General features: G+C 42.9%; 19 protein-coding genes and 1 tRNA gene. 18 read left to right on the top strand and 2 right to left on the bottom strand.

The genetic code is table 11. The annotated features are described in order from the left end of the window. Positions 1-120: 120 nt before the first annotated feature. From QO187_RS08865 to hisC, 5 genes are all read left to right on the top strand, one after another. Positions 121-372 carry a BolA family protein gene (locus tag QO187_RS08865; protein WP_102091608.1) on the top strand — a complete coding sequence of 84 codons (252 nt, stop codon included), beginning with the start codon at positions 121-123 and terminating at the stop codon, positions 370-372. A gap of 111 nt (positions 373-483) precedes the next feature. After that, on the top strand, positions 484-1,752 hold the full coding sequence (murA, locus tag QO187_RS08860) for a UDP-N-acetylglucosamine 1-carboxyvinyltransferase (protein WP_201579859.1): 1,269 nt from the start codon (positions 484-486) through the stop codon (positions 1,750-1,752). Between the two features lie 94 nt (positions 1,753-1,846). Further along, on the top strand, positions 1,847-2,539 hold the full coding sequence (gene hisG / locus QO187_RS08855) for an ATP phosphoribosyltransferase (protein WP_057761746.1): 693 nt from the start codon (positions 1,847-1,849) through the stop codon (positions 2,537-2,539). Positions 2,540-2,790: 251 nt separating this feature from the next. Beyond that, positions 2,791-4,086, top strand: coding sequence for a histidinol dehydrogenase (gene hisD / locus QO187_RS08850; RefSeq protein ID WP_371548061.1), 1,296 nt, complete (start codon positions 2,791-2,793; stop codon positions 4,084-4,086). A 74-nt stretch (positions 4,087-4,160) separates the two neighbouring features. Beyond that, the gene (gene hisC, locus QO187_RS08845; protein WP_102093981.1) at positions 4,161-5,294 is read left to right on the top strand and encodes a histidinol-phosphate transaminase; all 1,134 of its coding nucleotides are present in this window, start codon (positions 4,161-4,163) and stop codon (positions 5,292-5,294) included. 115 nt (positions 5,295-5,409) lie between these two features. On the opposite strand, the gene QO187_RS08840 is transcribed toward hisC, so the two are convergent. After that, positions 5,410-7,116: an anthranilate synthase component I family protein gene (locus QO187_RS08840; protein WP_102093983.1), complete on the bottom strand. Its 1,707-nt coding sequence runs from the start codon at positions 7,114-7,116 to the stop codon at positions 5,410-5,412. Between the two features lie 3 nt (positions 7,117-7,119). Continuing rightward, positions 7,120-8,355 (bottom strand): beta-ketoacyl-ACP synthase II, encoded by a 1,236-nt coding sequence (locus QO187_RS08835; protein WP_102093985.1) that lies wholly within the window; start codon positions 8,353-8,355, stop codon positions 7,120-7,122. Positions 8,356-8,843: 488 nt separating this feature from the next. Between QO187_RS08835 and QO187_RS08830 the strand changes: the two genes are divergently transcribed. The 13 genes from QO187_RS08830 (at position 8,844) to rpoB (ending at position 24,438) form a co-directional block, all read left to right on the top strand. Further along, positions 8,844-9,950, top strand: a complete 1,107-nt coding sequence (locus QO187_RS08830; RefSeq protein ID WP_371548059.1) for an EcsC family protein — start codon at positions 8,844-8,846, stop codon at positions 9,948-9,950. Between the two features lie 411 nt (positions 9,951-10,361). After that, entirely contained in the window at positions 10,362-10,736 is a 375-nt protein-coding gene (gene rpsL / locus QO187_RS08825) for a 30S ribosomal protein S12 (protein WP_011281154.1), read from the top strand. Positions 10,737-10,951: 215 nt separating this feature from the next. Further along, positions 10,952-11,425 carry a 30S ribosomal protein S7 gene (rpsG, locus tag QO187_RS08820; protein ID WP_057761735.1) on the top strand — a complete coding sequence of 158 codons (474 nt, stop codon included), beginning with the start codon at positions 10,952-10,954 and terminating at the stop codon, positions 11,423-11,425. 343 nt (positions 11,426-11,768) lie between these two features. After that, positions 11,769-13,895: an elongation factor G gene (fusA, locus tag QO187_RS08815; RefSeq protein WP_057761733.1), complete on the top strand. Its 2,127-nt coding sequence runs from the start codon at positions 11,769-11,771 to the stop codon at positions 13,893-13,895. Positions 13,896-14,118: 223 nt separating this feature from the next. Further along, a complete protein-coding gene (tuf, locus tag QO187_RS08810) occupies positions 14,119-15,309 on the top strand; it encodes an elongation factor Tu (RefSeq protein WP_114701991.1) in 1,191 nt (396 codons plus the stop codon). Between the two features lie 331 nt (positions 15,310-15,640). Next, positions 15,641-15,716: transfer RNA gene (locus QO187_RS08805), tRNA-Trp, on the top strand. 51 nt (positions 15,717-15,767) lie between these two features. Continuing rightward, the gene (secE, locus tag QO187_RS08800) at positions 15,768-16,253 is read left to right on the top strand and encodes a preprotein translocase subunit SecE (RefSeq protein ID WP_057761731.1); all 486 of its coding nucleotides are present in this window, start codon (positions 15,768-15,770) and stop codon (positions 16,251-16,253) included. Between the two features lie 71 nt (positions 16,254-16,324). After that, positions 16,325-16,855 (top strand): transcription termination/antitermination protein NusG, encoded by a 531-nt coding sequence (gene nusG, locus QO187_RS08795; RefSeq protein ID WP_057761729.1) that lies wholly within the window; start codon positions 16,325-16,327, stop codon positions 16,853-16,855. 90 nt (positions 16,856-16,945) lie between these two features. Next, positions 16,946-17,377 carry a 50S ribosomal protein L11 gene (rplK, locus tag QO187_RS08790; RefSeq protein ID WP_057761727.1) on the top strand — a complete coding sequence of 144 codons (432 nt, stop codon included), beginning with the start codon at positions 16,946-16,948 and terminating at the stop codon, positions 17,375-17,377. Continuing rightward, a complete protein-coding gene (gene rplA / locus QO187_RS08785; RefSeq protein ID WP_057761725.1) occupies positions 17,377-18,078 on the top strand; it encodes a 50S ribosomal protein L1 in 702 nt (233 codons plus the stop codon). Before rplK ends, rplA begins: the two co-directional genes overlap by 1 nt. Before the next feature lie 457 nt (positions 18,079-18,535). Then, complete coding sequence (rplJ, locus tag QO187_RS08780) at positions 18,536-19,063, top strand: 50S ribosomal protein L10 (protein ID WP_057761724.1); 528 nt, start codon at positions 18,536-18,538, stop codon at positions 19,061-19,063. A gap of 120 nt (positions 19,064-19,183) precedes the next feature. After that, complete coding sequence (rplL, locus tag QO187_RS08775; protein ID WP_057761722.1) at positions 19,184-19,555, top strand: 50S ribosomal protein L7/L12; 372 nt, start codon at positions 19,184-19,186, stop codon at positions 19,553-19,555. 764 nt (positions 19,556-20,319) lie between these two features. Further along, the gene (gene rpoB / locus QO187_RS08770; RefSeq protein ID WP_371548055.1) at positions 20,320-24,438 is read left to right on the top strand and encodes a DNA-directed RNA polymerase subunit beta; all 4,119 of its coding nucleotides are present in this window, start codon (positions 20,320-20,322) and stop codon (positions 24,436-24,438) included. Positions 24,439-24,505: the final 67 nt, after the last annotated feature.

The raw sequence follows: 24,505 nt of genomic DNA, 5'->3' as shown, positions 1-24,505 counted from the left end.
GCACTGTCTTAATGCTTAAACACACTTGAGCAAGACAGTACTGTAAGATATGCAAACTCTTGTTATAATGTCATCACTTTAAATCTATACCCTATTATAAACTTTAAGGCAGACCATTCTATGAGCATGAACGCTGACGATTTGATCGCATTTTTACAGACTCACTTCCCAGACGCTTTTATTCAAGCTGCCAACCAAGGTAATAAGTTTGACGTACGCGTGGTCGATGCCAGCTTTGAAGGCAAACGCGCGGTTCAACGTCAGCAAGCAGTATATGCGTTAGTTAATGATAAGATTGCGAGTGGCGATATTCACGCACTCAATATCCAAGCGCTGACGCCTGCTGAGTGGGACGTTCAATCAAAAGGCTAATCAAATAGCTGTCTATATGACTAGATATTACTGAATCGGCCATATGCATGGTTGAAAGTCGTAATTCTGGTTTTCATAATTTTCTATACTCATCGCTAGGTTGTCACCTTTATGGATCAATTTTTAATCACTGGTAGTAGTCGTATCGCAGGGGAAGTCACCATCTCAGGCGCCAAAAATGCCGCTTTGCCGTTACTCGCAGCTATGATATTGGCTGAGACTCCAACGACACTGCATAACGTGCCGTCACTACAAGACGTGCGAACGTTGATTGAATTGATCGGTGGCATGGGTATCAAAATCCAAAAGCAAGATGATACGGTCACTTGCGATACCAAGAGTATCGATAACTTTTACGCTCCGTATGATTTGGTAAAAACCATGCGCGCGTCAATCTTGGTACTAGGGCCATTATTGGCACGTTTTGGCGAAGCTGAAGTTTCACTACCAGGTGGTTGTGCGATTGGTTCACGCCCTGTCGATCAGCATCTAAAAGCTTTTGAAGCGATGGGTGCTGAGATCAGTGTAGAGAATGGCTATGTAAAAGCTCAAGCACCAAAAGGTGGTAAGCTATTAGGCTGTAATTTCTCATTTGATATGATTACCGTCGGCGGTACTGAGAACGTCATCATGGCAGCAGCATTGGCTAAAGGCACAACTGTCTTAGGCAACTGTGCGTTAGAGCCAGAAGTGGTTGATTTGGCTAATATGTTGGTTGCAATGGGTGCCAAAATAAGCGGTATCGGTACGTCAACGATGACCATCGAAGGGGTAGAGCGTCTACACGGCTGTGAGTACTCAGTTGTCCCTGACCGTATTGAGACAGGCTCATACCTTGCTGGTGCCTTGATGACACGTGGCGATGTATTGACCAAAAAAACATCTTCTCTATTATTGACGCCAGTGCTAGAGAAGTTCGAAGACATGGGTGCAACTATCACGAGCGGTGATGACTGGATTCGCGCACAAATGAAAGGTCGTCCAAAGGCGGTTGATATTCGTACACAGCCACATCCTGGTTTTCCAACGGATATGCAAGCTCAGCTCATGGCGATTGCTTGCTTAGCTGACGGTACAAGTACTTTTATTGAAAATATTTTCGAAAACCGTTATATGCATGTACCAGAGCTCAATCGTTTGGGCGCGTCTATTCAGGTTGATGGTCACACTGCCGTAGTACGAGGTGTCGAAAACTTTACTGCAGCACCAGTCATGGCGACGGATTTACGTGCGTCTATGTCATTGGTAATGGCAGCGGCGACTGCTGAAGGCGAGAGCCTGATTGACCGTATTTACCACATTGACCGTGGTTATGAGCATGTTGAAGACAAGCTGCGTAGCTTAGGCGTGAACATCGAACGTATTAATACCAACGCTTAATATTGATTGACTCAATATCGACTGTTACCCATATTACGATATAAATTAGAAACTCCCCTTTTAATAGGGGACTGCACATGGACACGATGTCACTATGACTGAGACAAGCAAATCTTTACCAGCCAGCGGTTTATTAAACGAAGTAAACGATGAGTTTTCAGGTCTAACCTTGGCTTTATCAAAAGGCCGCATTCTAGAAGAGACCATGCCACTGCTACGTGCAGCTGGCGTTGATCTTTTAGAAGATCCTGAAGCGTCACGTAAACTTATTTTTCCAACCTCAAATCCAAATGTGCGTGTATTGATTTTGCGTGCCAGCGACGTGCCAACCTATGTCGAACATGGCGCTGCTGACTTTGGGGTGGCGGGTAAAGATGTGCTGCTTGAGCACGGTGCCAATCATGTTTATGAATTGCTCGATTTGCAGATTGCTCAGTGTAAACTGATGACTGCGGGTGTGAAAGATGCACCACTGCCAAATCGTCGTCTGCGTATCGCGACCAAATATGTCAATGTCGCTCGTGCTTATTTTGCGAGCCAAGGTCAGCAGGTTGATGTCATCAAGCTTTACGGTTCGATGGAGCTTGCGCCATTGGTCGGCTTGGGCGATTTGATCGTCGATGTGGTCGACACAGGCAATACATTGCGTGCCAATGGACTTGAAGCCCGTGATCACATTTGCGATGTTTCCTCACGTTTGATTGTCAATCAAGTGAGTTATAAGCGCAAATTTGCACTACTAGAACCAATCTTAGATAGCTTTAAAAATAGTATCGCCAATGGCTAATTACCCAGTGCAAGTCATTGGTAATATAAAGCATGGTTATACAAATTTTTAAACCAGTTTAGCAGGCTATGAGTGACGTAGCGTGCTAAACTGGTTTTGTTGTCTTAGCTTGAGAAAACATAAAAACATCGTAAAATTCAAATAAGAAGACATCGAATAAGTCGCAATATTTTTAACATGCAAATCTACTTTACTCAGTTCCAAACCGTTCATTTTTAGCACTACTTTATGCTCAGATATAGGATTAGGTCATGCGCCAGTTAAGTACCCAAGATGCCGATTTTGATAGTCAATTGACACAGTTGCTTGCCTTTGAAACAGTCAATGATGCTGAACTACTACATACCGTCGATGATATCATCGCCCAAGTACGTGCTGATGGTGATAACGTCGTGTTGGCATTGACCCAACAGTTTGACCAGCATCCAGCAACGTCGATGCAAGAGTTAGAGTTGTCTAAAGAAGCGCTTGCTGAAGCGTTTGCCAATCTTGATGAAAAAGTAAAGACAGCGTTGACCACAGCCGCAACTCGGGTACAGAAATTCCATGAGCGCCAAGTACAAGAAACATGGCAGTATGAAGACGAGCTAGGCAACCGATTGGGTCAAAAAGTCACGCCACTTGATCGCGTTGGGATTTATGTGCCTGGTGGTTTAGCTTCTTATCCTTCTTCAGTATTGATGAACGCCATTCCTGCTAAGGTAGCTGGCGTCACTGAAGTTATCATGGTCGTACCAGCGCCTAAAGGCGTGCTCAATCCGTTAGTATTGGCAGCGGCCCATTTGGCCCAAGTCGATCGCGTCTTCACTATTGGTGGCGCTCAAGCAGTAGCAGCTTTAGCTTACGGTACTGAAACGATTCCAGCCGTGGACAAAATTACAGGACCAGGCAATAAATATGTCGCCGCAGCCAAACGAGCGGTATTTGGTCAAGTTGGTATTGATATGATTGCTGGACCTTCAGAAGTATTGGTATATGCAGAAGGCGAAGCACAAGATAGAGCGGACTGGCTAGCGATGGATCTATTGTCTCAAGCTGAGCATGATCGTATTGCACAAGCTATCTTTGTGACGACTAGTGAAGAACAGCTCAACGAAGTAGCACTTGAGATAGAAAAAGCGCTGGCTGAGCTGCCAAAAGCGGACATCGCGCGTGACTCATTGCAGAACCGCGGTGCACTGATTTTGGTAAAAGATCGTAGCGAAGGTATGGCACTTATCAATCGTATCGCCCCTGAGCATTTAGAGTTATCTGTTGATAACCCTGACGCACTGTTAAACGATATTCGTCACGCGGGCGCTATCTTTATGGGTCGTCATACGCCTGAAGCTATTGGAGATTACTGTGCAGGACCAAATCATGTACTGCCAACATCAGGCACTGCTCGCTTTTCTTCGCCGTTAGGTGTTTATGATTTTCAAAAGAAATCATCCATCATTTATTGCAGTGAATCCGGTAGTAAGCCTTTGGCTGAGACAGCTGATATTTTAGCGCAACGTGAGGACTTAGAAGCCCATGCGCGTTCAGCTCGTTATCGTTATCAGTAATTGATTTTGAATTTTTAGCTTTTACTTTTGATATTTATTTTTAATAGTCTTTGTGGCTAATAGTAGGATAATTTATGAGTGAGTCAAAGATAGATACCAGACTTTGGTCATCTAAAGCACGCAACTTGTCACCTTATGTGCCGGGTGAGCAGCCACAGCACGACAATTTATGCAAACTGAACACCAATGAAAACCCGTTTCCGCCCTCACCAAAAGTAGGGGAGGCAATCGCTAAGATACTCACTCAGCAAGCGCAAGAGCTGCGTTTATATCCGGCACCTGAATCCAACGACCTACGTGCTGCACTGGCACAAGCATATGACCTTGATGTCAGCCAAGTGTTTGTTGGTAATGGCTCAGATGAAGTCTTGGCGCTTATATTTGCCAGTTTTTTCCTAAAAGAGCGTCCGCTTTTATCACCTGATATTGGTTATAGCTTCTATCCTGTATATGCGCAGACGTTTGGTGTAGAGCTTGTACAGATTCCTCTAGAAGAAGACTTTAGCATTGACCCTGATGCTTATCGTCAGCCTTGTAGCGGTATCATCATTGCCAATCCGAATGCGCCAACAGGTTTGCTATTATCACTTGCTGATATTCGTAAACTTGCAAGTGAGCATTCTAATGCGGTCATTGTTATTGATGAAGCGTATATCGATTTTGCTCAGATAGACGAGAGCAATGCAGATGCTCCAGTCTCAGCAGTTAGCCTAATCAATGAATGTGATAACGTCATCGTGACCCAAACCTTTTCAAAATCACGCTCGCTTGCTGGATTGCGCGTTGGTATGGCTTTTGGTAATGCATCGTTGATTGAAGCACTAACACGTATGAAAAATAGCTTTAACAGCTATCCATTGGATAAGTTGGCTCAAGCTGGGGCGACTGCGAGTGTGTTAGACACTGATTACTTTGAGCAAACGCGCCAACAGGTCATCGATTTGCGTACGTCATTGACATCAGAGTTGGCGGCGCTAGGCTATAAAGTATTGCCCTCGCATGCCAACTTTATCTTTGCGCGTCCAAAAGATGGTAATGCAAGTACTGTGGCGAGTACCTTGCGTGATCAAGGGATTATCGTTCGCCATTTTGATAAGCCGCGCATTAACGAGTATTTGCGTATTACTGTTGGTACCTCAGATCAGCATGAGCGTTTGATTAATGCGCTAAAAGAGCTGCATACAGAGACTAGCATGACGGCTGATTAATGGTTTACCTGCTTGTGTAGTAGATGCTATCGATAAGTACTAACAAAGCCTGCTAACGCAATGTTAAGCAGGCTTTTTTTCTTTAGAGACCAGCGCAAAATAGTATTTCAGTCATTTATACTTTTTTCGCCAACACCGCCAGTAGATTACCTACTTTATCTAAGCATTCTTGGTATTCAGCATCACAATCGGATGCGACCGTAATACCGCCACCTGCCCACAGGTTAACGTGTCTTTCTTTATTACAGTCATCATTCGACAAAGCGTTGGCTTGCAAAGTACGAATGAGCACATTCCATTGACCACTACCATCAAAGTTCATATAACCCATAGTGCCACAGTAGGCACCGCGTGGCGTAGACTCCAACTCAGCGATGATCTCAACAGCGCGTTTTTTCGGTGTGCCAGTAATAGAGCCAGCAGGCAGACTACCAAACAATACAGCCAACGGATGAGTATCAGCTTTTAGCTCAGCAGTAATGGTACTCACCATATGATGCACGTTACTAAAGCTCTCAATTGCAAATAACTGTGGTACTTTCACAGTGCCAATTTTGGCGTATTTGCCCAAATCATTACGCAGTAAATCGACAATCATGACATTTTCGGCACGGTCTTTTTCGCTATTGACCAATTGCTGTTTATAGCGCTCATCTTGCTCGTTAGACGTACCTCGCGGCATGGTTCCCTTGATAGGCTTGGTGCGAATAGAGTGTTTGCCAGTATCAACTTCTCTAGTGAATGTAAAAAATAACTCAGGTGAGCAGCTTAACAATTCAAAATGATTGCTATCTGTGTTAAAGCTGCTGCTTCTATTTAGGTAATCACCATCATTGCTATCAACGCTCATATATCCTGCAAAAGGCACTTTTGTATTGCGATATAGCGCAGGCAAATAGTCAATAAGCGAAAAGGCTGATTGAACATCGTTATTTTTATACGCTAAACTGCCAGACCATTTCTGTGTCAGGTTTATCTGATAGCAGTCACCTTGTTCTAGATAGTCTTGTGTACGATTAAATGCTTGTTGATAATTAAGCTTACTCCATCGCGGACTTAAAACTAGGGGAGTGATGTTTGATACATCTTTAAACTGTGGTTGATTGAGATGTTTATCAGACAGTTTTTGATCCAGTTCACCTAGGTAAGAGGTAAGAGTATTTATAAGAATATCGTTTGTCTCATGATCGGTATTCTCAGAAGCATCGTCGTTAGTTAGATGATTCTTTAACGTCCAACCTGTATCAGCATGTGCCGTAGGTGTTAGATAAATATCATAATGCCCTAATGAAGCACACGGCTGTATTGCCAATTCAATTCTATCGGCAGGGCTTAGCTCATAGGCCGCAATATCATAACCAATAAAACCAATCAGACCATGATGATAACAGGGTTTTGTGCTTTTCGGGTTTACGTTATTTGAGCTATTATTATCGGTATCATAAGCTTTGCTGTAAGCAATAAGCTCATTTTGCCATTCTAGATAACTCATATAGGCTGTCATGGTATTTTCGCTATGAGTAAAGCAGTTATCACGGCAGTTTTTAACCACTCTATAAGTATTGACTGAATCTTTAGAAGGTTTTTGATCAGTTGGATAAACCGACCAGCTGACTTTAGGCAGCAAGCCAATTACTGGTCGTCCATCGTTATTTAACCAAGCCAATTGCCAATTTGCTGCATCATCTTGGTTAAGTAAATGGCGTCTTAGCTGTGGCATTAATTCAGCCGCTGACAAATCACCAAAACGCCAGCTAGGTTTGCTAGCTGGCGATGGCGCAGAATCTGTCTGCTCAGTTGTATTGTGATTTGATACAAGCATGGGTTAAGCGTCAAACTTTTTGATAATTAGCGTAGCGTTAGTACCACCAAAGCCAAAGCTATTACTCATCAAGGTTTCAAGATTTGCTTCACGCATTTCGGTGACAATATCGAAACCTTCAGCAGCAGGGTCCAAGTTATCAACATTGATACTTGGAGCGATAAAGCCGTCCTGTAGCATCAGTAGACAATAAATCAGCTCTTGTGCACCAACAGCACCCAAGCTATGACCTGTCATTGATTTGGTTGAGCTGATAGCAGGTACTTTACTGATGTCATTATCAAATACTTTAGCAATCGCTTTAAGCTCAGTAATATCGCCTAACGGTGTACTAGTACCATGGCTGTTGATGTAATCGACACTTTCTAGACCCGCTTCGGCCAAGGCTTGTTGCATACAGCGAACTGCACCTTCACCGCTTGGCGCAACCATTTCTGCACCATCAGAGCTGGCACCATAGCCAACGATTTCAGCCAAAATATTAGCGCCGCGTGCTTGAGCATGCTCCAGACTCTCTACAACCACCATCGCGCCACCAGCAGCAATCACAAAACCGTCACGGTCTTTGTCATAGGCTCTTGAGGCAAGTTTTGGTGTGTCGTTATACTGAGTACTAACTGCGCCCATGGCATCAAACATACAAGACTGTGTCCAATGCTCAGCTTCACTACCACCAGCCAATATCACATCGGCTTTACCCAATTGGATAAGCTCAGCAGCATGACCGATACAGTGTGTCGAAGTCGCACAAGCAGAGGCGAGCGAGTAGGAGACGCCTTGGATTTTGAGGCCGGTTGCTAAAGCAGCTGATACCGAGCTGCCCATTGTCTTTGGTACTGCCATTGCGCCGACACCGCGTAGACCTTTTTCGCGCATAGCGTCGATAGCATTGACGATGTTTTCTGTTGATGCGCCGCCCGAACTTGCCACCACACCCACTCGTGGGTTGTTATTGATGGTATCAAGCGATAGTCCTGAGTGCTCAATCGCATTTAGCGCACTAACATAAGCATAGAGACTGGCGTCACTAAAGAACCGTTTCAGCTTACGATCGATACCACTGGTATCAAGTTCTGATTGATTGATGCTACCGCTCACGTGTGATTTAAACTCGTGCTCAGCATAAGAATCATTAAATGTGATGCCAGATTGACCTTCTTTGAGGGCAGTGGTGACAGTGTCTAAATCATGTCCGATACAAGAGACAATCCCTGCTCCAGTAATAACTACGCGACGCATATTCTATTCCTTATGAGTAACAATCCTTGAGAATTGCTTTCAATAATCGTTTTTAAATATTGGTACTATTAACCAAATATTGGTTATATCAATCAATGTTAAGTGCCGTCGTACTTTATCGCCATTATATAAACCATAGAAAAATCGATGATCTATAAATGGTAATCTGTAAATAAAGTACAAGTGTACTGTGAATTATGGCACATGATAACGTATCAAGCTTTCGAAATCTTTGCGCAAGTGCAAAATAACGACAAAATAACGCTTATGATTCAATACTGAATGAAAAAATGAGAAGTAAGCCTAGCTACTGGCTATGGACAGAATTATACTTTAGATACAAAATTTGTGATTCTAATAACATTGTTCGCACTGACACCAGTTACGATAACTGGCTAAAATAATAGACTCATTATTACTAATAATTAAATATCATATTAAAATACAATTATATTAAAAAACCAACTCATCATATTAAGGACATCACGATGGCAAAGCGTAGTACTCTTTCTAAAAGCATCAATACCATTGGCTCTTTTACTCGAAACAATCTAGAGCGTGTAGGGGCTATGATTGATAGCGTAAACGCTAAAACGGGCAAACCGCGTCAATATAAAGCCGTCGACCTAGGCGATGAAGACTACCAACAAGATTTGTTTCGTGAGCAAACGCTAAAGGCGACGCAGCAACTTTTAGGACCACGTTTTGCTACTTATGGTAAATATGCCAAAAAAGTCGTGCCAAATAGCTTTTTCCAGTCGACAGTTAACGGCGCATTTGCCCAAGTGGCTAACCTCGCTGCCAACTGGAGTCAACTAGACTTACCTAATGAGCATCGGTTTGCCAATATTGCTACTTTAGATGACGAAGAGCGTTATGCGCTAGCTACTGATATTGCTAATCAAAACCGCGCGCTTGCAATGATGGGTGGTTTGACGGGTTTGGCAGGTCTACCAGGTTTGCTAGCTGATACATTGTGGCTATTATTGGTTTCATTACGTACAGTTTATCAGATTGCTGCTGTATATAATAAGCCGCTGACAGGTAAGCAAGGCGTCAAGATGGCGTACGAACTATTATCAAACGCTGATCTGAGCAAGATGCAAGAAAAACAAGCGCTACTAGCTGGTCTAGGTATTGGTAAAGGTTTGCTTGATAATGCTCAGAGCAATGGACTACATAGTGAACTTAAAAATCTCGGTCTGAAAAATAAAAATGTAAATTTCTATGCTGCGCAAATAGACAAAGTCGCCAGTCAAGTAGGTATTGATTTAGATCAGATTAATTTATCATGGGTTCGTCGTTTTATTCCTGTCACCGCAGTAGCGATCGGTATGCACTACAACAGTCAGTTGATTGACGAAGTTATTGGCGTTGCTCAAGCGACCTTTGCGCCAGAGGCAAAACTAGCCAATCGTGCCATTACTGATGACAGCAGCAGTGAGGCTAAAGTAGAAAAGGCTAATACTGATGAGGCGAAAAAAGACACAGAGCCCAAAGAAAAAAGCAGTGATCCAGAAAAAGTTACTGATAAGGAAGAAACTAGCAGTAAAAAAGACGCAGACAAGCAAACGTCTGATAAAAAAGCCAAGTAATAAAGATATTATTTGCTAGTTGGGTTATAGCTTTATAAGCGCAATGGTATTTATCTTAGTTTGATTGAGCAACACGACTTGAAAATTAGGATAAATACCACCACTTAGTTACTATCAAGTACCATTTCAATGTTAAACATCTTTTCTTAATGATGCTTGAGCTCGCTTTGTTTACTTTATTTCTTATGCTATTTTTCGGCGAAAAATCTATAAAGTGATACAATGAGAGGCTGAATGCATATCTATCAAATGTTGTAAAGCGAAACCATTCATAAGTGGTTGAAATAGCAGCAACAACTCTTTATAATACACTGTCCTAAAAATGGGTGCCCCGAAATCTGCAATTATTGTCAGATAGATGGTGCATTGGCCCATTTTTTTGTTTTATACCAAACGGGAGAAGGATGCCTTATGGCAACAACTAACCAATTGATTCGTAAAGGTCGTAAAACCATCAAGGAAAAGTCAAAAGTTCCTGCGTTGGAAGCGTGCCCACAGCGTCGCGGTGTATGTACTCGTGTATATACTACCACGCCAAAAAAACCTAACTCTGCCATGCGTAAAGTATGTCGTGTACGTTTGACTTCAGGCTATGAAGTATCAAGCTACATCGGCGGCGAAGGTCATAACCTACAAGAGCACAGTGTTGTTCTAATCCGTGGTGGTCGTGTAAAAGATCTACCAGGTGTACGTTATCACACTGTTCGCGGTGCATTAGATTGCGCAGGCGTTAAAGACCGTAAGCAAGGTCGCTCTAAGTACGGTGCTAAGAAGCCTAAAGTTTAATAACTAAACGTTATTAGATAAGCTTTTTGCACTACCCAATAACTGTGCATGGGTTTGGTGTCAGTAGTATCGCTTTTATATAAATATATATCTGTGATTTGCTATTAAAACATACCACCATGCAGTAAGGCTAACTGATAACTCACTGCTATATCCTAATGATAAGTAGTCGATGTTGTGAATGTTAGACACTCCTGAAGATAAGGAAATTTATTATGCCAAGACGTCGCGTCGTTGCTGCCCGTGAGATCCTACCGGATCCTAAGTTTGGTAGCCAAACTGTTGCAAAATTCATCAACCATGTAATGAGTGATGGTAAAAAATCTACTGCTGAGCGTATCGTTTACGGTGCACTTGAGACAGTAAGTGAGAAGCGTAAAGTTGAAGATCCAGTATCTTTCTTCGAAGAAGTGCTAGAAAATGTACGCCCAATGGTAGAAGTAAAAGCTCGCCGCGTTGGTGGTGCAACCTATCAAGTACCAATGGAAGTACGCCCCTCCCGTCGTACTGCATTGGCTATGCGTTGGTTAGCTGAAGCTGCTGCTAAGCGTTCTGAAAAATCAATGGCTTTGCGTTTAGCTGGCGAATTGAATGATGCTGCTGATGGCAAAGGCGCTGCTATGAAAAAGCGTGACGAAGTTCACCGCATGGCAGATGCTAACAAAGCATTCTCTCATTACCGTTTCTAAGCTACTTTTTAATAGTAGCTTAAGATTAGAGGCTCATGCCATTTAATCTTACATTGTTGTTTATTCTATTGATTGCCGCCATCATCATTCGGTCATATATAAATGTTATTTATTGATGACTGAGGTGGCGGACATCTATCCAGATGTCTCTCTTAACAAATACAGTTTTTGCTGGAGAGCATCCCAAATTTGATGCCGCACTATTCTTAGTATTTGCTCTTTTTTTGTCCGTATTAGGCTCAATAATCAGTAAGTAATATTACGAAGCTGAACGCTTTGTCATAGAGTATGAGGTAGAGACACAATACATTATTATATACACGACTTTTCCTAGGAAAACACTATGGCTCGTAAAACTCCCCTAAAACGCTATCGCAATATTGGTATCTCAGCGCACATCGATGCTGGTAAGACAACCACTACAGAGCGTGTTTTATTCTATACCGGTGTTAGCCACAAAATTGGCGAAGTACATGATGGCGCAGCCACTATGGACTGGATGGAGCAAGAACAAGAGCGTGGTATTACTATTACCTCAGCGGCAACAACTTGTTTTTGGTCAGGTATGGCTAAACAGTTTGACGAACACCGTATCAACATCATCGATACCCCAGGTCACGTTGACTTCACGATCGAAGTTGAACGTTCTATGCGTGTACTTGATGGCGCTTGCATGGTTTACTGTGCAGTAGGCGGCGTTCAGCCACAGTCTGAGACCGTATGGCGTCAGGCGAACAAATATAAAGTACCACGTCTTGCATTTGTAAACAAAATGGATCGTGTTGGTGCTGATTTCTATCGTGTTATCGAACAGATCAAAACTCGCTTAGGCGGTAACCCTGTACCATTGGTTATCCCAATCGGTAAAGAAGATGACTTCGAAGGCGTTGTTGATCTAGTAACCATGAAAGCTATCTATTGGGACGAAGCGTCTCAAGGTATGCAGTATGATGAGCGCGAAATCCCAACTGAACTACAAGAAAAAGCAGCAGAATACCGCGAACACCTTGTAGAAAGCGCTGCTGAAGCAAACGAAGAGTTGATGAACGAATACCTAGAAAACGGTGAGTTGACTGTAGAACAAATTCACGGTGCTATTCGTCAGTTAACTATCGATAACGAAATCATTCCGCTTCTTTGTGGTACTGCCTTTAAGAACAAAGGTGTACAGAAGATGCTAGATGCCGTTATTCAGTATCTACCTGCACCAATCGACGTACCTGCTATTAAAGGTATTCTTGATGACAAAGACGAAAGCGAAGGCAGCCGTGAAGCATCAGATGAAGCACCTTTCTCAGCACTAGCGTTCAAAATCATGAATGACAAATTCGTTGGTAACTTAACCTTCGTACGTGTTTATTCTGGTGTAATGAAGCAGGGTAGCAGTGTTTATAACCCAGTTAAAATGAAGCGTGAGCGTGTTGGCCGTATCGTACAGATGATGGCAAACTCTCAAGAAGAGCTTGCAGAGATTCGTACTGGTGATATCGCAGCTCTAGTCGGCATGAAAGATGTGACTACTGGTGATACGCTATGTGATGAAGACAACGTGATCACTCTTGAGCGTATGGAATTCCCAGATCCAGTTATCTCTCTAGCTGTTGAGCCAAAGACTAAAGCTGACCAAGAAAAAATGTCAATCGCTCTTGGCCGTTTGGCAAAAGAAGATCCATCGTTCCGTGTACACACTGACGAAGAATCTGGTCAGACGATCATCAGTGGTATGGGTGAGCTACATCTAGAGATTCTTGTTGACCGTATGAAGCGTGAATTCAACGTTGAAGCAAACATCGGTGCACCTCAGGTTGCTTATCGTGAGACGATTCGTAACACTGTTGAACAAGAAGGCAAATTCGTACGTCAAACAGGTGGTCGTGGTAAGTTTGGTCACGTTTGGTTACGTCTTGAGCCACTTGATCCAGCTGGCGACACTGAATATGAATTCGCTGAAGAAGTTGTTGGTGGTACTGTACCAAAAGAATTCCACGGTGCTGTTGATAAAGGTATCCAAGAGCGCATGAAAAACGGCGTACTTGCAGGCTACCCAGTAGTTGGCGTAAAAGCGACCTTGTATGATGGTTCTTATCATGACGTTGACTCTGATGAATTGTCATTTAAGATGGCTGGTTCTATGGCCTTCAGAAAAGGTTTCTTAGCAGCTGATCCAGCACTACTTGAGCCAGTAATGAAAGTAGAAGTTGAAACACCTGAAGACTACATGGGCGACATCATGGGCGATCTTAACCGTCGTCGTGGTTTGGTACAGGGTATGGAAGATCTACCTGGCGGTACTAAACAGATTCGTGCTGAAGTACCATTAGCGGAAATGTTTGGTTATGCCACTCAAATGCGCTCTATGTCACAAGGCCGTGCAACTTACTCAATGGAATTCCAAAAGTACGCTGAAATTCCAAAATCAGTTGCTGCTGAAATCATCTCTAAGTTCAACTCTAAAGATGATGACGAGTAAATAAAGCTTACTGAAAGTGACAATATAGAGTACGTCTGTGTATTGTCACTAAAGAATACGCCAATAACTTGTTAAAAGACTTGTTATTGGCCGCGATTTTCTTATAATATCTGCACATTAGTATGTGCAACCTTTTAACAATTATCTTAATGTGGTCAAAATCGTCTTAATTATCATATTTATATGAGTTAAGTCTTGAACCCCAAAAAAAGAGGAAATACCCATGGCAAAGGCCAAGTTTGAACGTAACAAGCCACACGTCAACGTCGGTACAATCGGACACGTTGACCATGGTAAAACAACCCTTACCGCTGCAATCGCAACCGTAGCTGCAATCACCTCTGGTGGCGAAGCCAAAGACTATGCGTCTATTGACTCAGCACCAGAAGAAAAAGCACGTGGTATCACCATCAACACCTCACACGTAGAATATGACACAGACAGCCGTCACTATGCTCACGTAGATTGCCCAGGTCACGCCGATTATGTTAAAAACATGATCACTGGTGCGGCCCAGATGGACGGCGCAATCCTAGTCGTATCTGCAACTGACGGCCCTATGCCACAGACTCGTGAGCACATCTTGCTTTCACGTCAGGTTGGCGTACCGTACATCATCGTATTCATGAACAAATGTGACATGGTTGATGACGAAGAATTGTTAGAACTAGTAGAAATGGAAGTTCGTGAGTTATTGAACGACTATGACTTCCCAGGCGACGACACGCCAATCGTTAAAGGTTCTGCTACTGAAGCCCTAAAAGGCTCACAAGAAAAATACGGCCAACCAGCTGTTGTAGAACTACTAAACGTACTAGACACCTACATCCCAGAGCCAGAGCGTGACATCGACAAAGCATTCCTAATGCCAATCGAAGACGTATTCTCAATCTCAGGTCGTGGTACTGTAGTAACAGGCCGTGTTGAATCTGGTATCGTTAAAGTTGGCGACGAGATCGAAATCGTTGGTATCCGTGACACTCAAAAAACCACCTGTACTGGTGTAGAGATGTTCCGTAAACTGCTTGACGAAGGTCGTGCAGGCGAAAACTGTGGCGTACTACTACGTGGTACTAAGCGTGAAGACGTACAACGTGGCCAAGTACTAGCTAAGCCAGGTTCAATCACTCCTCACACCAAGTTTGACGCTGAAGTATATGTATTGTCAAAAGAAGAGGGTGGTCGTCACACACCATTCCTAAACGGCTATCGTCCACAGTTCTACTTCCGTACTACTGACGTAACTGGCGCAATCCAATTACAAGACGGTACTGAAATGGTAATGCCTGGTGATAACGTTGAGATGGGCGTAGAGCTTATCCACCCAATCGCTATGGACAAAGGTCTTCGCTTCGCAATTCGTGAAGGCGGCCGTACTGTAGGCGCTGGTGTTGTTGCTAACGTATTGAACTAATCCTTAAGTCTCAGTAATGAGCTTATGAATTAGTCATAAAAAAGGCCATCCTATCTAGGGTGGCCTTTTTTTATTGGAGAAAGTTGAAGCATGATCGAAAATAGAATTATGCCTAGCGTGTATTAATGAATTAGCTACATGTGTGATAGAGACAATTATTTGTTAGATAGCATATTGTAATCTGTAGCATAGCTTGTTATATTATCGCTGCACTTAATGCTAGCAGTTATTTTAGATTGCGGCAGTGCAAAATCAGGTAAAATTAATAATTTTACCGTCAAGGGCTTGCATTCTATGCTAAATATTGTATAATGCTGTCCTTTACACCCATAGGCGATTGGCTCAATTGGTAGAGCATCGGTCTCCAAAACCGAGGGTTGTAGGTTCGAGTCCTACATCGCCTGCCATCTTCTTATCACATCTTTGTTGTACCCCACCATCTCCGAAGCGAGTTCTTTATGAGCAATGATCAAGATAACCTCGAGACTAAGTTATCTGATGCCAAGGCGGTTGCTGGTGGAATGCTGTCTAAAAACAAGCATGTTTCAGCTAGCGGTACTACTGCTGTTGAAGTGGCTAAGACTGGCTCAATAAAAGATTTGATTTTGTGGCTACTTGCCGCAGCTGTATTAATCGGTGCGACTCTAGTAAATCAATACTTACCGGGCTATTGGCAACCTGCCAACGACGTCTGGGTACGTATTGGTATTATTGTCGCACTTGTTGTATTTGCATTAGTTTGTTTGGCGTTAACGCATCAAGGCCGTGCTTTTAAAATATTATTAAAAGATGCTGCCGTTGAGCTTCGCCGAGTGACATGGCCAGGTAAAGACGAAACCTTTCAATATACATGGCAAGTGATTGTCGTGATTGCGATTGCTGGTTTCTTTATTTGGTTATTGGATAACTTTTTTAATTGGTTCGTTGGTATTTTCATCGGTTAATAGCGCGTATTAGTGACTATTAGCGAGACATTTACTCATAACAACTTATTTATAATGATCAGGAGCGTGATATGCGTTGGTATATTGTCCAAGCGTTTTCAGGATATGAAAAACAAGTACAACGTTCATTAACTGATCGTATTAATCGTAGTGACTTTGCTGAGTCATTCGGTGATGTATTGGTTCCTACTGAAGAAGTCGTCGAAATGAAAGACGGCAAAAAACGTAAGAGCGAGCGTAAGTTCTTTCCTGGATATGTATTGATCCAAATGGAAATGAACGATAATACTTGGCACATCGTAAAAGACTGTCCTCGTATTATGGGCTTCATCGGTGGTACGCCTGAGATGCCTGCACCGATTACGCAAGTAGAAGCTGATCGCATTTTAAACCGTTTGAACCAGACTGAGACTGACCCACGTCCTAAGACTCTATTTGAGCCAGGCGAAGAGTTGTTGGTTATCGATGGTCCATTTACTGACTTTAAAGGGTTGGTAGAAAAAGTGGATTACGAGAAGTCTAAGCTACATCTAACGGTAAACGTATTTAATCGACCTACGCAGGTTGAGCTTGAATTTAGTAAAGTTGAAAAACTAGACTAAATTAGCAAAAAATTCATCAACCGGGGAGCTGTTAGTCAACTAGGTGTATACCACGTTGATTTGGCGCTATCACCCATTTAGGAGAGTATCATGGCTAAGAAGATTGATGGTTACATCAAACTGCAAGTGCCTGCAGGCAAAGCAAATCCTTCACCACCTATTGGTCCAGCTTTGGGTCAAAAAGGCGTGAACATCATGGCGTTCTGTAAAGAATTTAACGCTGCGACCTCAGGCCAAGAGCCAGGTCTACCGATCCCAACTGAGATCACAGTATACAGCGACAAATCTTTTACCTTCATCATGAAGTCACCACCAGCTGCATACTTACTACGTAAGGCTGCTGGTATTGCTAAAGGTTCAGGTACACCGAACACTGCTAAAGTTGGTAAAGTTGACCGTGCACAACTAGAAGATATCGTTAAGACTAAGAATGCAGATTTAACTGCAGCTGATCTTGACGCTGCTGTTCGTACCATCGCTGGTACTGCACGTTCAATGGGTATTACCGTGGAGGGTGTATAATGTCTAAGCTAACCAAACGTCAAAAAGAAATTCAAAGCCGTATTGATAACGAAAAACAGTACACTATTGAAGAAGCGGTTCAAATCCTAAACGATTTGCCAGCGCTAAAATTCAAAGAGTCTATCGATATCGCGGTAAACTTGGGCGTTGACCCACGTAAATCTGATCAAGTAGTTCGTGGTGCAACTAACCTACCTGCTGGTACTGGTAAAACCAAACGCGTTGCTGTATTTGCTCAAGGCGCTGCTGCTGAAGCCGCTAAAGAAGCTGGTGCAGACATCGTTGGTTTTGAAGACCTAGCAGAGCAAATCAAAGCTGGTAACATGGACTTTGATGTTGTTATCGCAGCTCCAGATGCAATGCGTGTTGTTGGTCAATTAGGTACTATCCTAGGCCCACGTGGTCTAATGCCTAACCCTAAAGTTGGTACAGTAACGCCAAACGTTGCTGAAGCTGTGACTAATGCGAAAGCTGGTCAGGCTCAGTACCGTGTTGATAAAGCTGGTATCATCCATGCAACTATCGGCCAAGTTGGTTTCACTGCTGATCAAATCGAGCAAAACGCGCAAGCGATTCTTTCTGATCTAAAGCGTGCTAAGCCTGCTACTTCTAAAGGTACTTTCATTAAGAAAATTACCTTGTCTAGCACGATGGGTCCAGGTCTAACGATCGACGCTGTTCCTTATCGTACTGCTAAATAATTAAAGTTTTTATCTTCAAATATTTTGAATGATAAACACAAACAGTTTTTAAAGAATTAGGTCAGCGTAGTATTTGCTACGCTGTCTAAGACCGTAGGTAGAGAGTAGTTTAGAGTCATAGTTAGCGATCTTCGGATAGTTGCTTATGATAATAAGTCACTTTTGTTAATCGACGACAGATGAAAATCTTAGTTGTCCTACGCAGACGGTGGCCCACACAGTTTAAGACACGAGCGGATAGGGCGATAAGATTATTTATAATCTTCAAACTATTACTCAACGTCATTCTGATAACGGTGCCGTAATCAGTCGTTACCAGTAGATGCTTTTTTTATTAATTGAATCCGCTGGTAATGTGTCGTATCAAGTCAGTCTTAGCTTACAGTTTGAGCGCATAAAAACCTTGTTTTTGGCACTTTTATTATAAGTCGATTGATAAGATTAAAGGAGTCAACTTATGGCATTAACGCTAGAACAAAAACAACAAGTTGTGGCTGAAGTGTCTGAAGTTGCTGCTAATGCTTACTCAGCAGTAGCTGCCGAATATCACGGTATTGGTGTTGCACAGCTTACTAAGCTGCGCGAACAAGCTCGTGATAAAGGTGTGGTTTTGAAAGTGGTAAAAAATACACTAGCAAAACGCGCTTTTGAAGGCACTAAGTTTGAGAGCATGTCAGACCGTATGACTGGTCCACTACTTTTGGCTTTCTCTATGGAAGATTTGGGATCTGCTGCTCGAGTCGTTTTCGACTTCAGCAAAGATAACAAAGCTTTAGAGACCAAATTAGTATCAGTCGGTGGTGAAGTTTATGGTCCAGAAGAGCTAGAGCGCGTATCGAAGCTACCAACTCGCGACGAAGCAATCTCTATCTTGATGGCTACTATGAATGCACCAGTGACCAAGCTTGTCCAGACTATGAACGCTGTTCCTGGCAAGTTCGTTCGCACTGTAGCGGCAATCAAAGACGCAAAAGAAGCTGCTTAATTGCTTGTTTTAACGTAACTTTAACATCGCTAATTTTGGTTGCACTTTATTGTCACATTAGGCAAGCAATCAAGGCGATATTAGAATCAATTAATTTTTATCAGATAACGGAGAGTTCTCATGGCACTATCTAAAGATGACGTGTTAAATGCAATCGCTGAAATGTCAGTAATGGATATCGTTGAGTTAATCAGCGACATGGAAGAAAAATTCGGCGTAACAGCTGCTGTTGCTGCTGCACCTGCTGCTGCTGGTCCTGCTGCTGCTGCTGCTGAAGAAAAAGACGAGTTTGACGTAGTTCTTGCCAGCTTTGGCGAGAAGAAAGTTGGCGTAATTAAAGCCGTACGTGAAGCTACTGGTCTTGGCCTAAAAGAAGCGAAAGATTTGGTTGAAAGCGCTCCAGCTCCAATCAAAGAAGGCGCATCTAAAGCTGAAGCTGAAGAGTTGAAAAAGAAACTTGAAGAAGCTGGTGCAACTGTTGAACTAAAATAAGTTTAACACTGTACGAAAAAAAGCTGGTAATGCCTTGCATTGCCAGCTTTTTTTTACTATAATTCGTAGCTTGACCTTTTGTGTCTGCCAACATACGTATGCAACATCACGGTGGATACCCATCAAAAGGACAGACGATATACATGCAAGCACACATGCCAGTTTTTGAAATCAGTTAATATGAGCTAAACGTCTGTAGATGTTTGGCATTTTTTTGTGTCTGCATGCTTTCCTATCAACACTATAGTTTATACTGATTCTAAAAGTTATAGTTACCCCGATTATTAATCCTGAAAAAAGCGGTATTCTTAAAAAAGCTGTTGATCATAAGTTGCCTACTTGGTGTGGCATGACTGTCGATATTCAGTCTCATAGACAGCTTGTATGTGTAGGGAACATGGTTCGGTAATAAGTAGTCTAGATGGCAAGTGGTATGGATGCAATCTTAATAGACATTATTTCCCAGCAATGTATTTGTAAAGTAAGCCTGATAGGCAATGCGTTATAGATTATATAATATTGAATTTTTTGGTTGCAACAGTCATATAGACTGATTCACTTACCATGAATCTAGCAAGCAACGACGAGATTAAGTGAAGTGTGCTAGGTAAGCACTGAAGAGTAAAGTAGTAATTGACAGAAAAGACATGAACTGAACACGAAGACCCGTTTTATATTATCGTTTACGTCGCCACGTTTGCATCGTATTTATGCATACTGGCCACGCTTTTAATTTGTTTCCACGTTTACTGTAAGGACTCTCGATGGCATATTCTTATACTGAAAAAAAGCGTATTCGCAAAAGTTTTGCTGAATTGCCCACTGTAATGGACGTTCCCTATTTACTGTCTATTCAAGTAGATTCTTATGAGCAATTTTTGCAAGAGCACAAAAAGCCGAAAGCTCGTGAGAATACTGGTTTGCAAGCTGCGTATTCCTCTATTTTCCCAATTGAGAGTCACTCTGGTAACGCAGAGCTACAATTTGTTGAGTACTATTTAGGCACGCCTGAATTTGATGAGCGTGAGTGTATCTTACGTGGTTCAACGTTTGCTGCGCCTATGCGTGTCAAAATCCGTTTGATCATCAAAGACAAAGACAGCAAAGACAAAGATAGCAAAGCTGCTATCAAAGATATCCGTGAGCAAAGCGTCTATATGGGCGAGATGCCTTTGATGACTGCTAACGGTACTTTTATTATCAATGGTACTGAGCGTGTTATCGTATCTCAGCTACATCGTTCACCTGGTGTGTTCTTTGACCATGATAAAGGTAAGTCGCATTCAAGTGGTAAAGTGCTTTATAACGCACGTATCATCCCTTATCGTGGTTCATGGTTAGACTTTGAATTTGATGCAAAAGATTTAGTATTTGCTCGTATTGACCGTCGCCGTAAACTACTTGCATCAATCATTCTACGTGCACTTGGTCTAACGACTTCTGAAATCCTAGATTTATTCTTTGATAAAGTCGCTGTTTATAAAGCTGAAGAGACGTTTGAAATTGATCTAGTTGCTGATCGTCTACGTGGCGAAATGGCGCAGTTTGATATCGTATCACCTGAAGGTGACGTTATTGTAGAGCAGGGCAAACGTATTAACGCACGCCGTATCCGTCAGCTTGAAGAAGCAGGTATGACGAAAATTGCTGTGCCTGATGAATACCTATATGAGCGTATTTTAGCTGAAGACATCGTTGTTAATGATGAAATCATCGCTAAAGCAAACACGCCAATCGACCACGAGTTATTGGTGAAATTGAACTCATTTGAAGCCAGTGGTGCCATCAAAGAGTTCAGCATTCTGTTCACTAACGATATCGACCAAGGTAGTTATATTGCCGATACGCTACGTGCTGATAGCACCTCAAGCCGTGAAGAAGCGTTGATCGAAATCTACAAAGTAATGCGTCCAGGTGAGCCACCAACGGTTGAAACTGCTGAGAAACTGTTTGAGAGCATGTTCTTCAACGCAGATCGTTATGACTTATCAAACGTCGGTCGTATGAAGTTCAACCGTCGTCTTGGTTTAGAATTTGACAACACTGATGATCCTGATATCCAGCGTGAACGCAGTGTATTGACCAACGATGATATCGTTAACGTTCTAAAAGAGCTTATCGAGATTCGTAACGGTCGCGGCGATGTCGATGATATTGACCATCTAGGTAACCGCCGTATTCGTTCAGTAGGCGAGATGGCAGAAAACCAATTCCGTGTTGGTCTAGTACGTGTTGAGCGTGCCGTAAAAGAGCGTTTAAGCTCAGCAGAATCGGACAACTTGTCACCACAAGATTTGATCAACTCAAAGCCTGTAGCGGCAGCAGTGAAAGAATTCTTTGGTTCAAGCCAGTTATCACAGTTTATGGATCAGAACAATCCATTGTCGGAAGTGACGCATAAACGCCGTGTATCAGCGTTAGGACCTGGTGGTCTGACTCGTGAACGTGCAGGCTTTGAAGTACGTGACGTACATGATACGCATTATGGCCGTGTATGTCCTATTGAGACTCCTGAAGGTCCAAACATTGGTCTGATCAACTCACTAGCGACATTTGCTAAAACCAACAGCTTTGGCTTCTTAGAAACGCCTTATCGCCGTGTGGTTGATGGTAAAGTGACTGACGTTATTGAGTATCTATCAGCAATCGAAGAAGTAGGCACTGTCATTGCACAGGCTGATTCTCCGATGACTGAAGATGGCGCGTTATCCGACGAGATGGTCAGTGTACGTAGCTATGGTGAATTTGTTCGTATGCCGCTAGAAAAAGTGACGCATATGGATGTATCACCAAGTCAGGTAGTATCGGTTGCAGCAGGTCTGATTCCGTTCCTAGAGCATGATGATGCTAACCGTGCCTTGATGGGCTCAAACATGCAGCGTCAGGCTGTTCCTACGCTACGTGCTGATAAGCCGTTAGTAGGTACGGGTATGGAGCGTCACGTTGCTCGTGACTCTGGTGTTTGTGTTATCGCTAAGCGTGGCGGCGTGATTGAAGATGTTGATGCATCACGTATCGTTGTTCGTGTAAACGAAGACGAGATGACTGCTGGTGAAGCGGGTATCGATATCTATAACTTGATCAAATACACGCGCTCTAACCAGAACACTTGTATCAACCAACGTATCATCGTTAACCAAGGTGACGAGATTGCTTTGGGTGATATCTTGGCTGATGGTCCTTCAACGGATCTTGGTGAGCTAGCATTAGGTCAGAACATCCGCATCGCATTTATGCCGTGGAATGGTTACAACTTCGAAGATTCAATCTTGTTATCTGAAAAAGTAGTTAAAGAAGATCGTTTCACTACTATTCATATCCAAGAATTGACTTGTGTGGCTCGTGATACCAAGCTAGGTACAGAAGAGATCACTGCTGATATTCCAAACGTTGGTGAAGCAGCATTATCAAGTCTTGATGAAGCAGGTATCGTCTATATCGGTGCTGAAGTTGACGCTGGCGATATCTTAGTTGGTAAAGTGACGCCAAAAGGTGAAACGCAACTAACGCCAGAAGAGAAACTACTACGGGCTATCTTTGGCGAAAAAGCGGCTGATGTGAAAGACACTTCACTACGCGTACCGACTTCAAGTAAAGGTACGGTTATTGATGTACAGGTCTTCACCCGTGATGGCGTTGAAAAAGACGCACGCGCAAGAGCGATTGAAAAATCGCAGCTTGATAGCTATCGCAAAGATTTGAAAGAAGAGCTACGTATCTTTGAAGAAGCAGCACGTGGCCGTATTGGTAATCTATTAGATGGCCAAAAAGTCAGCGGCGGTGCTGGTCTAAAAGCTGGTACGGTTATGGCCTTGGCTGATATGAAAGATATGAGCCTTGAGACTTTACTAGATATCCAACCAGTAGAAGAAGAAATCTCTGAACGTCTAACGCAAATCGCTGATTACTTGGTTGATAAGCAAAAAGACATCGATGTGAAGTTTGCTGAGAAAAAACGCAAATTGACTGCTGGTGATGACTTGCAACATGGCGTACAAAAAATCGTTAAAGTATATCTAGCGGTTAAGCGTCGTATTCAGCCTGGTGATAAGATGGCTGGTCGTCATGGTAACAAAGGTGTTGTATCGCGCATCATGCCAGTTGAAGACATGCCTTATGATGAAAATGGTAATACCGTTGACATCGTATTGAACCCACTTGGTGTACCATCTCGTATGAACATCGGTCAGGTTCTAGAAACGCATTTGGGTATGGCAGCGAAAGGTTTGGGCGAGAAGATTGACGGTATGCTCAAATCTCAAGCAGCGATCAAAGAGCTACGTGACTTCTTGGACAAAATCTATAACCAAGTAGGCGGTGAGCAAGTTGATCTTGATAGCTTAAGTGATGATGACATCATGGCGCTAGCAGACAACTTACGTGGCGGTGTACCGATGGGCACAGCAGTATTTGACGGCGCAAGAGAAAGCCAAGTTAAAGACCTGTTAGAGCTTGCTGGTATGGATCGCGATGGTCAGCAGACGTTATATGATGGTCGTACAGGTCAGAAGTTTGACCGTAAAGTAACCGTTGGTTACATGTACATGCTCAAGCTTAACCATTTGGTTGATGACAAAATGCATGCGCGTTCAACGGGTTCTTATTCTCTAGTGACGCAGCAGCCATTGGGTGGTAAAGCTCAGTTTGGTGGTCAGCGCTTCGGTGAGATGGAAGTATGGGCACTAGAAGCATACGGCGCGACTTACACCTTGCAAGAAATGCTAACGGTGAAGTCGGATGACGTTGAAGGCCGTACTCGTATGTACAAAAACATCGTTGATGGTGAGCAGTATATGGATCCAGGCATGCCTGAGTCGTTTAACGTACTGACCAAAGAAATCAAATCACTGGGTATTAATATTGAGTTAAAACAAAGCAACTAGCTCGTTGTTTAACTTAGTTGTCCACTAAAGGCAGTCTGCTTTATTGCTGCTGCTTTTAGTGATTTGT

The organism is Psychrobacter sp. Arc9 (assembly GCF_041431295.1).
Taxonomy (GTDB): domain Bacteria; phylum Pseudomonadota; class Gammaproteobacteria; order Pseudomonadales; family Moraxellaceae; genus Psychrobacter.
The sequence above is the reverse complement of the archived record's forward strand: the minus strand, read 5'-3'. Positions and strand labels throughout refer to the sequence as shown.

Bases quoted from the DNA above. Each gene is read 5' to 3' on its own strand.
- fusA (WP_057761733.1), top strand. From the start codon at position 11,769: ATGGCTCGTAAAACTCCCCTAAAACGCTATCGCAATATTGGTATCTCA.
- QO187_RS08835 (WP_102093985.1), bottom strand. From the start codon at position 8,355: ATGCGTCGCGTAGTTATTACTGGAGCAGGGATTGTCTCTTGTATCGGA.
- hisC (WP_102093981.1), top strand. From the start codon at position 4,161: ATGAGTGAGTCAAAGATAGATACCAGACTTTGGTCATCTAAAGCACGC.
- rplA (WP_057761725.1), top strand. From the start codon at position 17,377: ATGTCTAAGCTAACCAAACGTCAAAAAGAAATTCAAAGCCGTATTGAT.
- rplK (WP_057761727.1), top strand. From the start codon at position 16,946: ATGGCTAAGAAGATTGATGGTTACATCAAACTGCAAGTGCCTGCAGGC.
- hisG (WP_057761746.1), top strand. From the start codon at position 1,847: ATGACTGAGACAAGCAAATCTTTACCAGCCAGCGGTTTATTAAACGAA.
- rplJ (WP_057761724.1), top strand. From the start codon at position 18,536: ATGGCATTAACGCTAGAACAAAAACAACAAGTTGTGGCTGAAGTGTCT.
- nusG (WP_057761729.1), top strand. From the start codon at position 16,325: ATGCGTTGGTATATTGTCCAAGCGTTTTCAGGATATGAAAAACAAGTA.
- rpoB (WP_371548055.1), top strand. From the start codon at position 20,320: ATGGCATATTCTTATACTGAAAAAAAGCGTATTCGCAAAAGTTTTGCT.
- hisD (WP_371548061.1), top strand. From the start codon at position 2,791: ATGCGCCAGTTAAGTACCCAAGATGCCGATTTTGATAGTCAATTGACA.
- QO187_RS08830 (WP_371548059.1), top strand. From the start codon at position 8,844: ATGGCAAAGCGTAGTACTCTTTCTAAAAGCATCAATACCATTGGCTCT.
- murA (WP_201579859.1), top strand. From the start codon at position 484: ATGGATCAATTTTTAATCACTGGTAGTAGTCGTATCGCAGGGGAAGTC.
- QO187_RS08865 (WP_102091608.1), top strand. From the start codon at position 121: ATGAGCATGAACGCTGACGATTTGATCGCATTTTTACAGACTCACTTC.
- rpsG (WP_057761735.1), top strand. From the start codon at position 10,952: ATGCCAAGACGTCGCGTCGTTGCTGCCCGTGAGATCCTACCGGATCCT.
- tuf (WP_114701991.1), top strand. From the start codon at position 14,119: ATGGCAAAGGCCAAGTTTGAACGTAACAAGCCACACGTCAACGTCGGT.
- rplL (WP_057761722.1), top strand. From the start codon at position 19,184: ATGGCACTATCTAAAGATGACGTGTTAAATGCAATCGCTGAAATGTCA.
- secE (WP_057761731.1), top strand. From the start codon at position 15,768: ATGAGCAATGATCAAGATAACCTCGAGACTAAGTTATCTGATGCCAAG.
- QO187_RS08840 (WP_102093983.1), bottom strand. From the start codon at position 7,116: ATGCTTGTATCAAATCACAATACAACTGAGCAGACAGATTCTGCGCCA.
- rpsL (WP_011281154.1), top strand. From the start codon at position 10,362: ATGGCAACAACTAACCAATTGATTCGTAAAGGTCGTAAAACCATCAAG.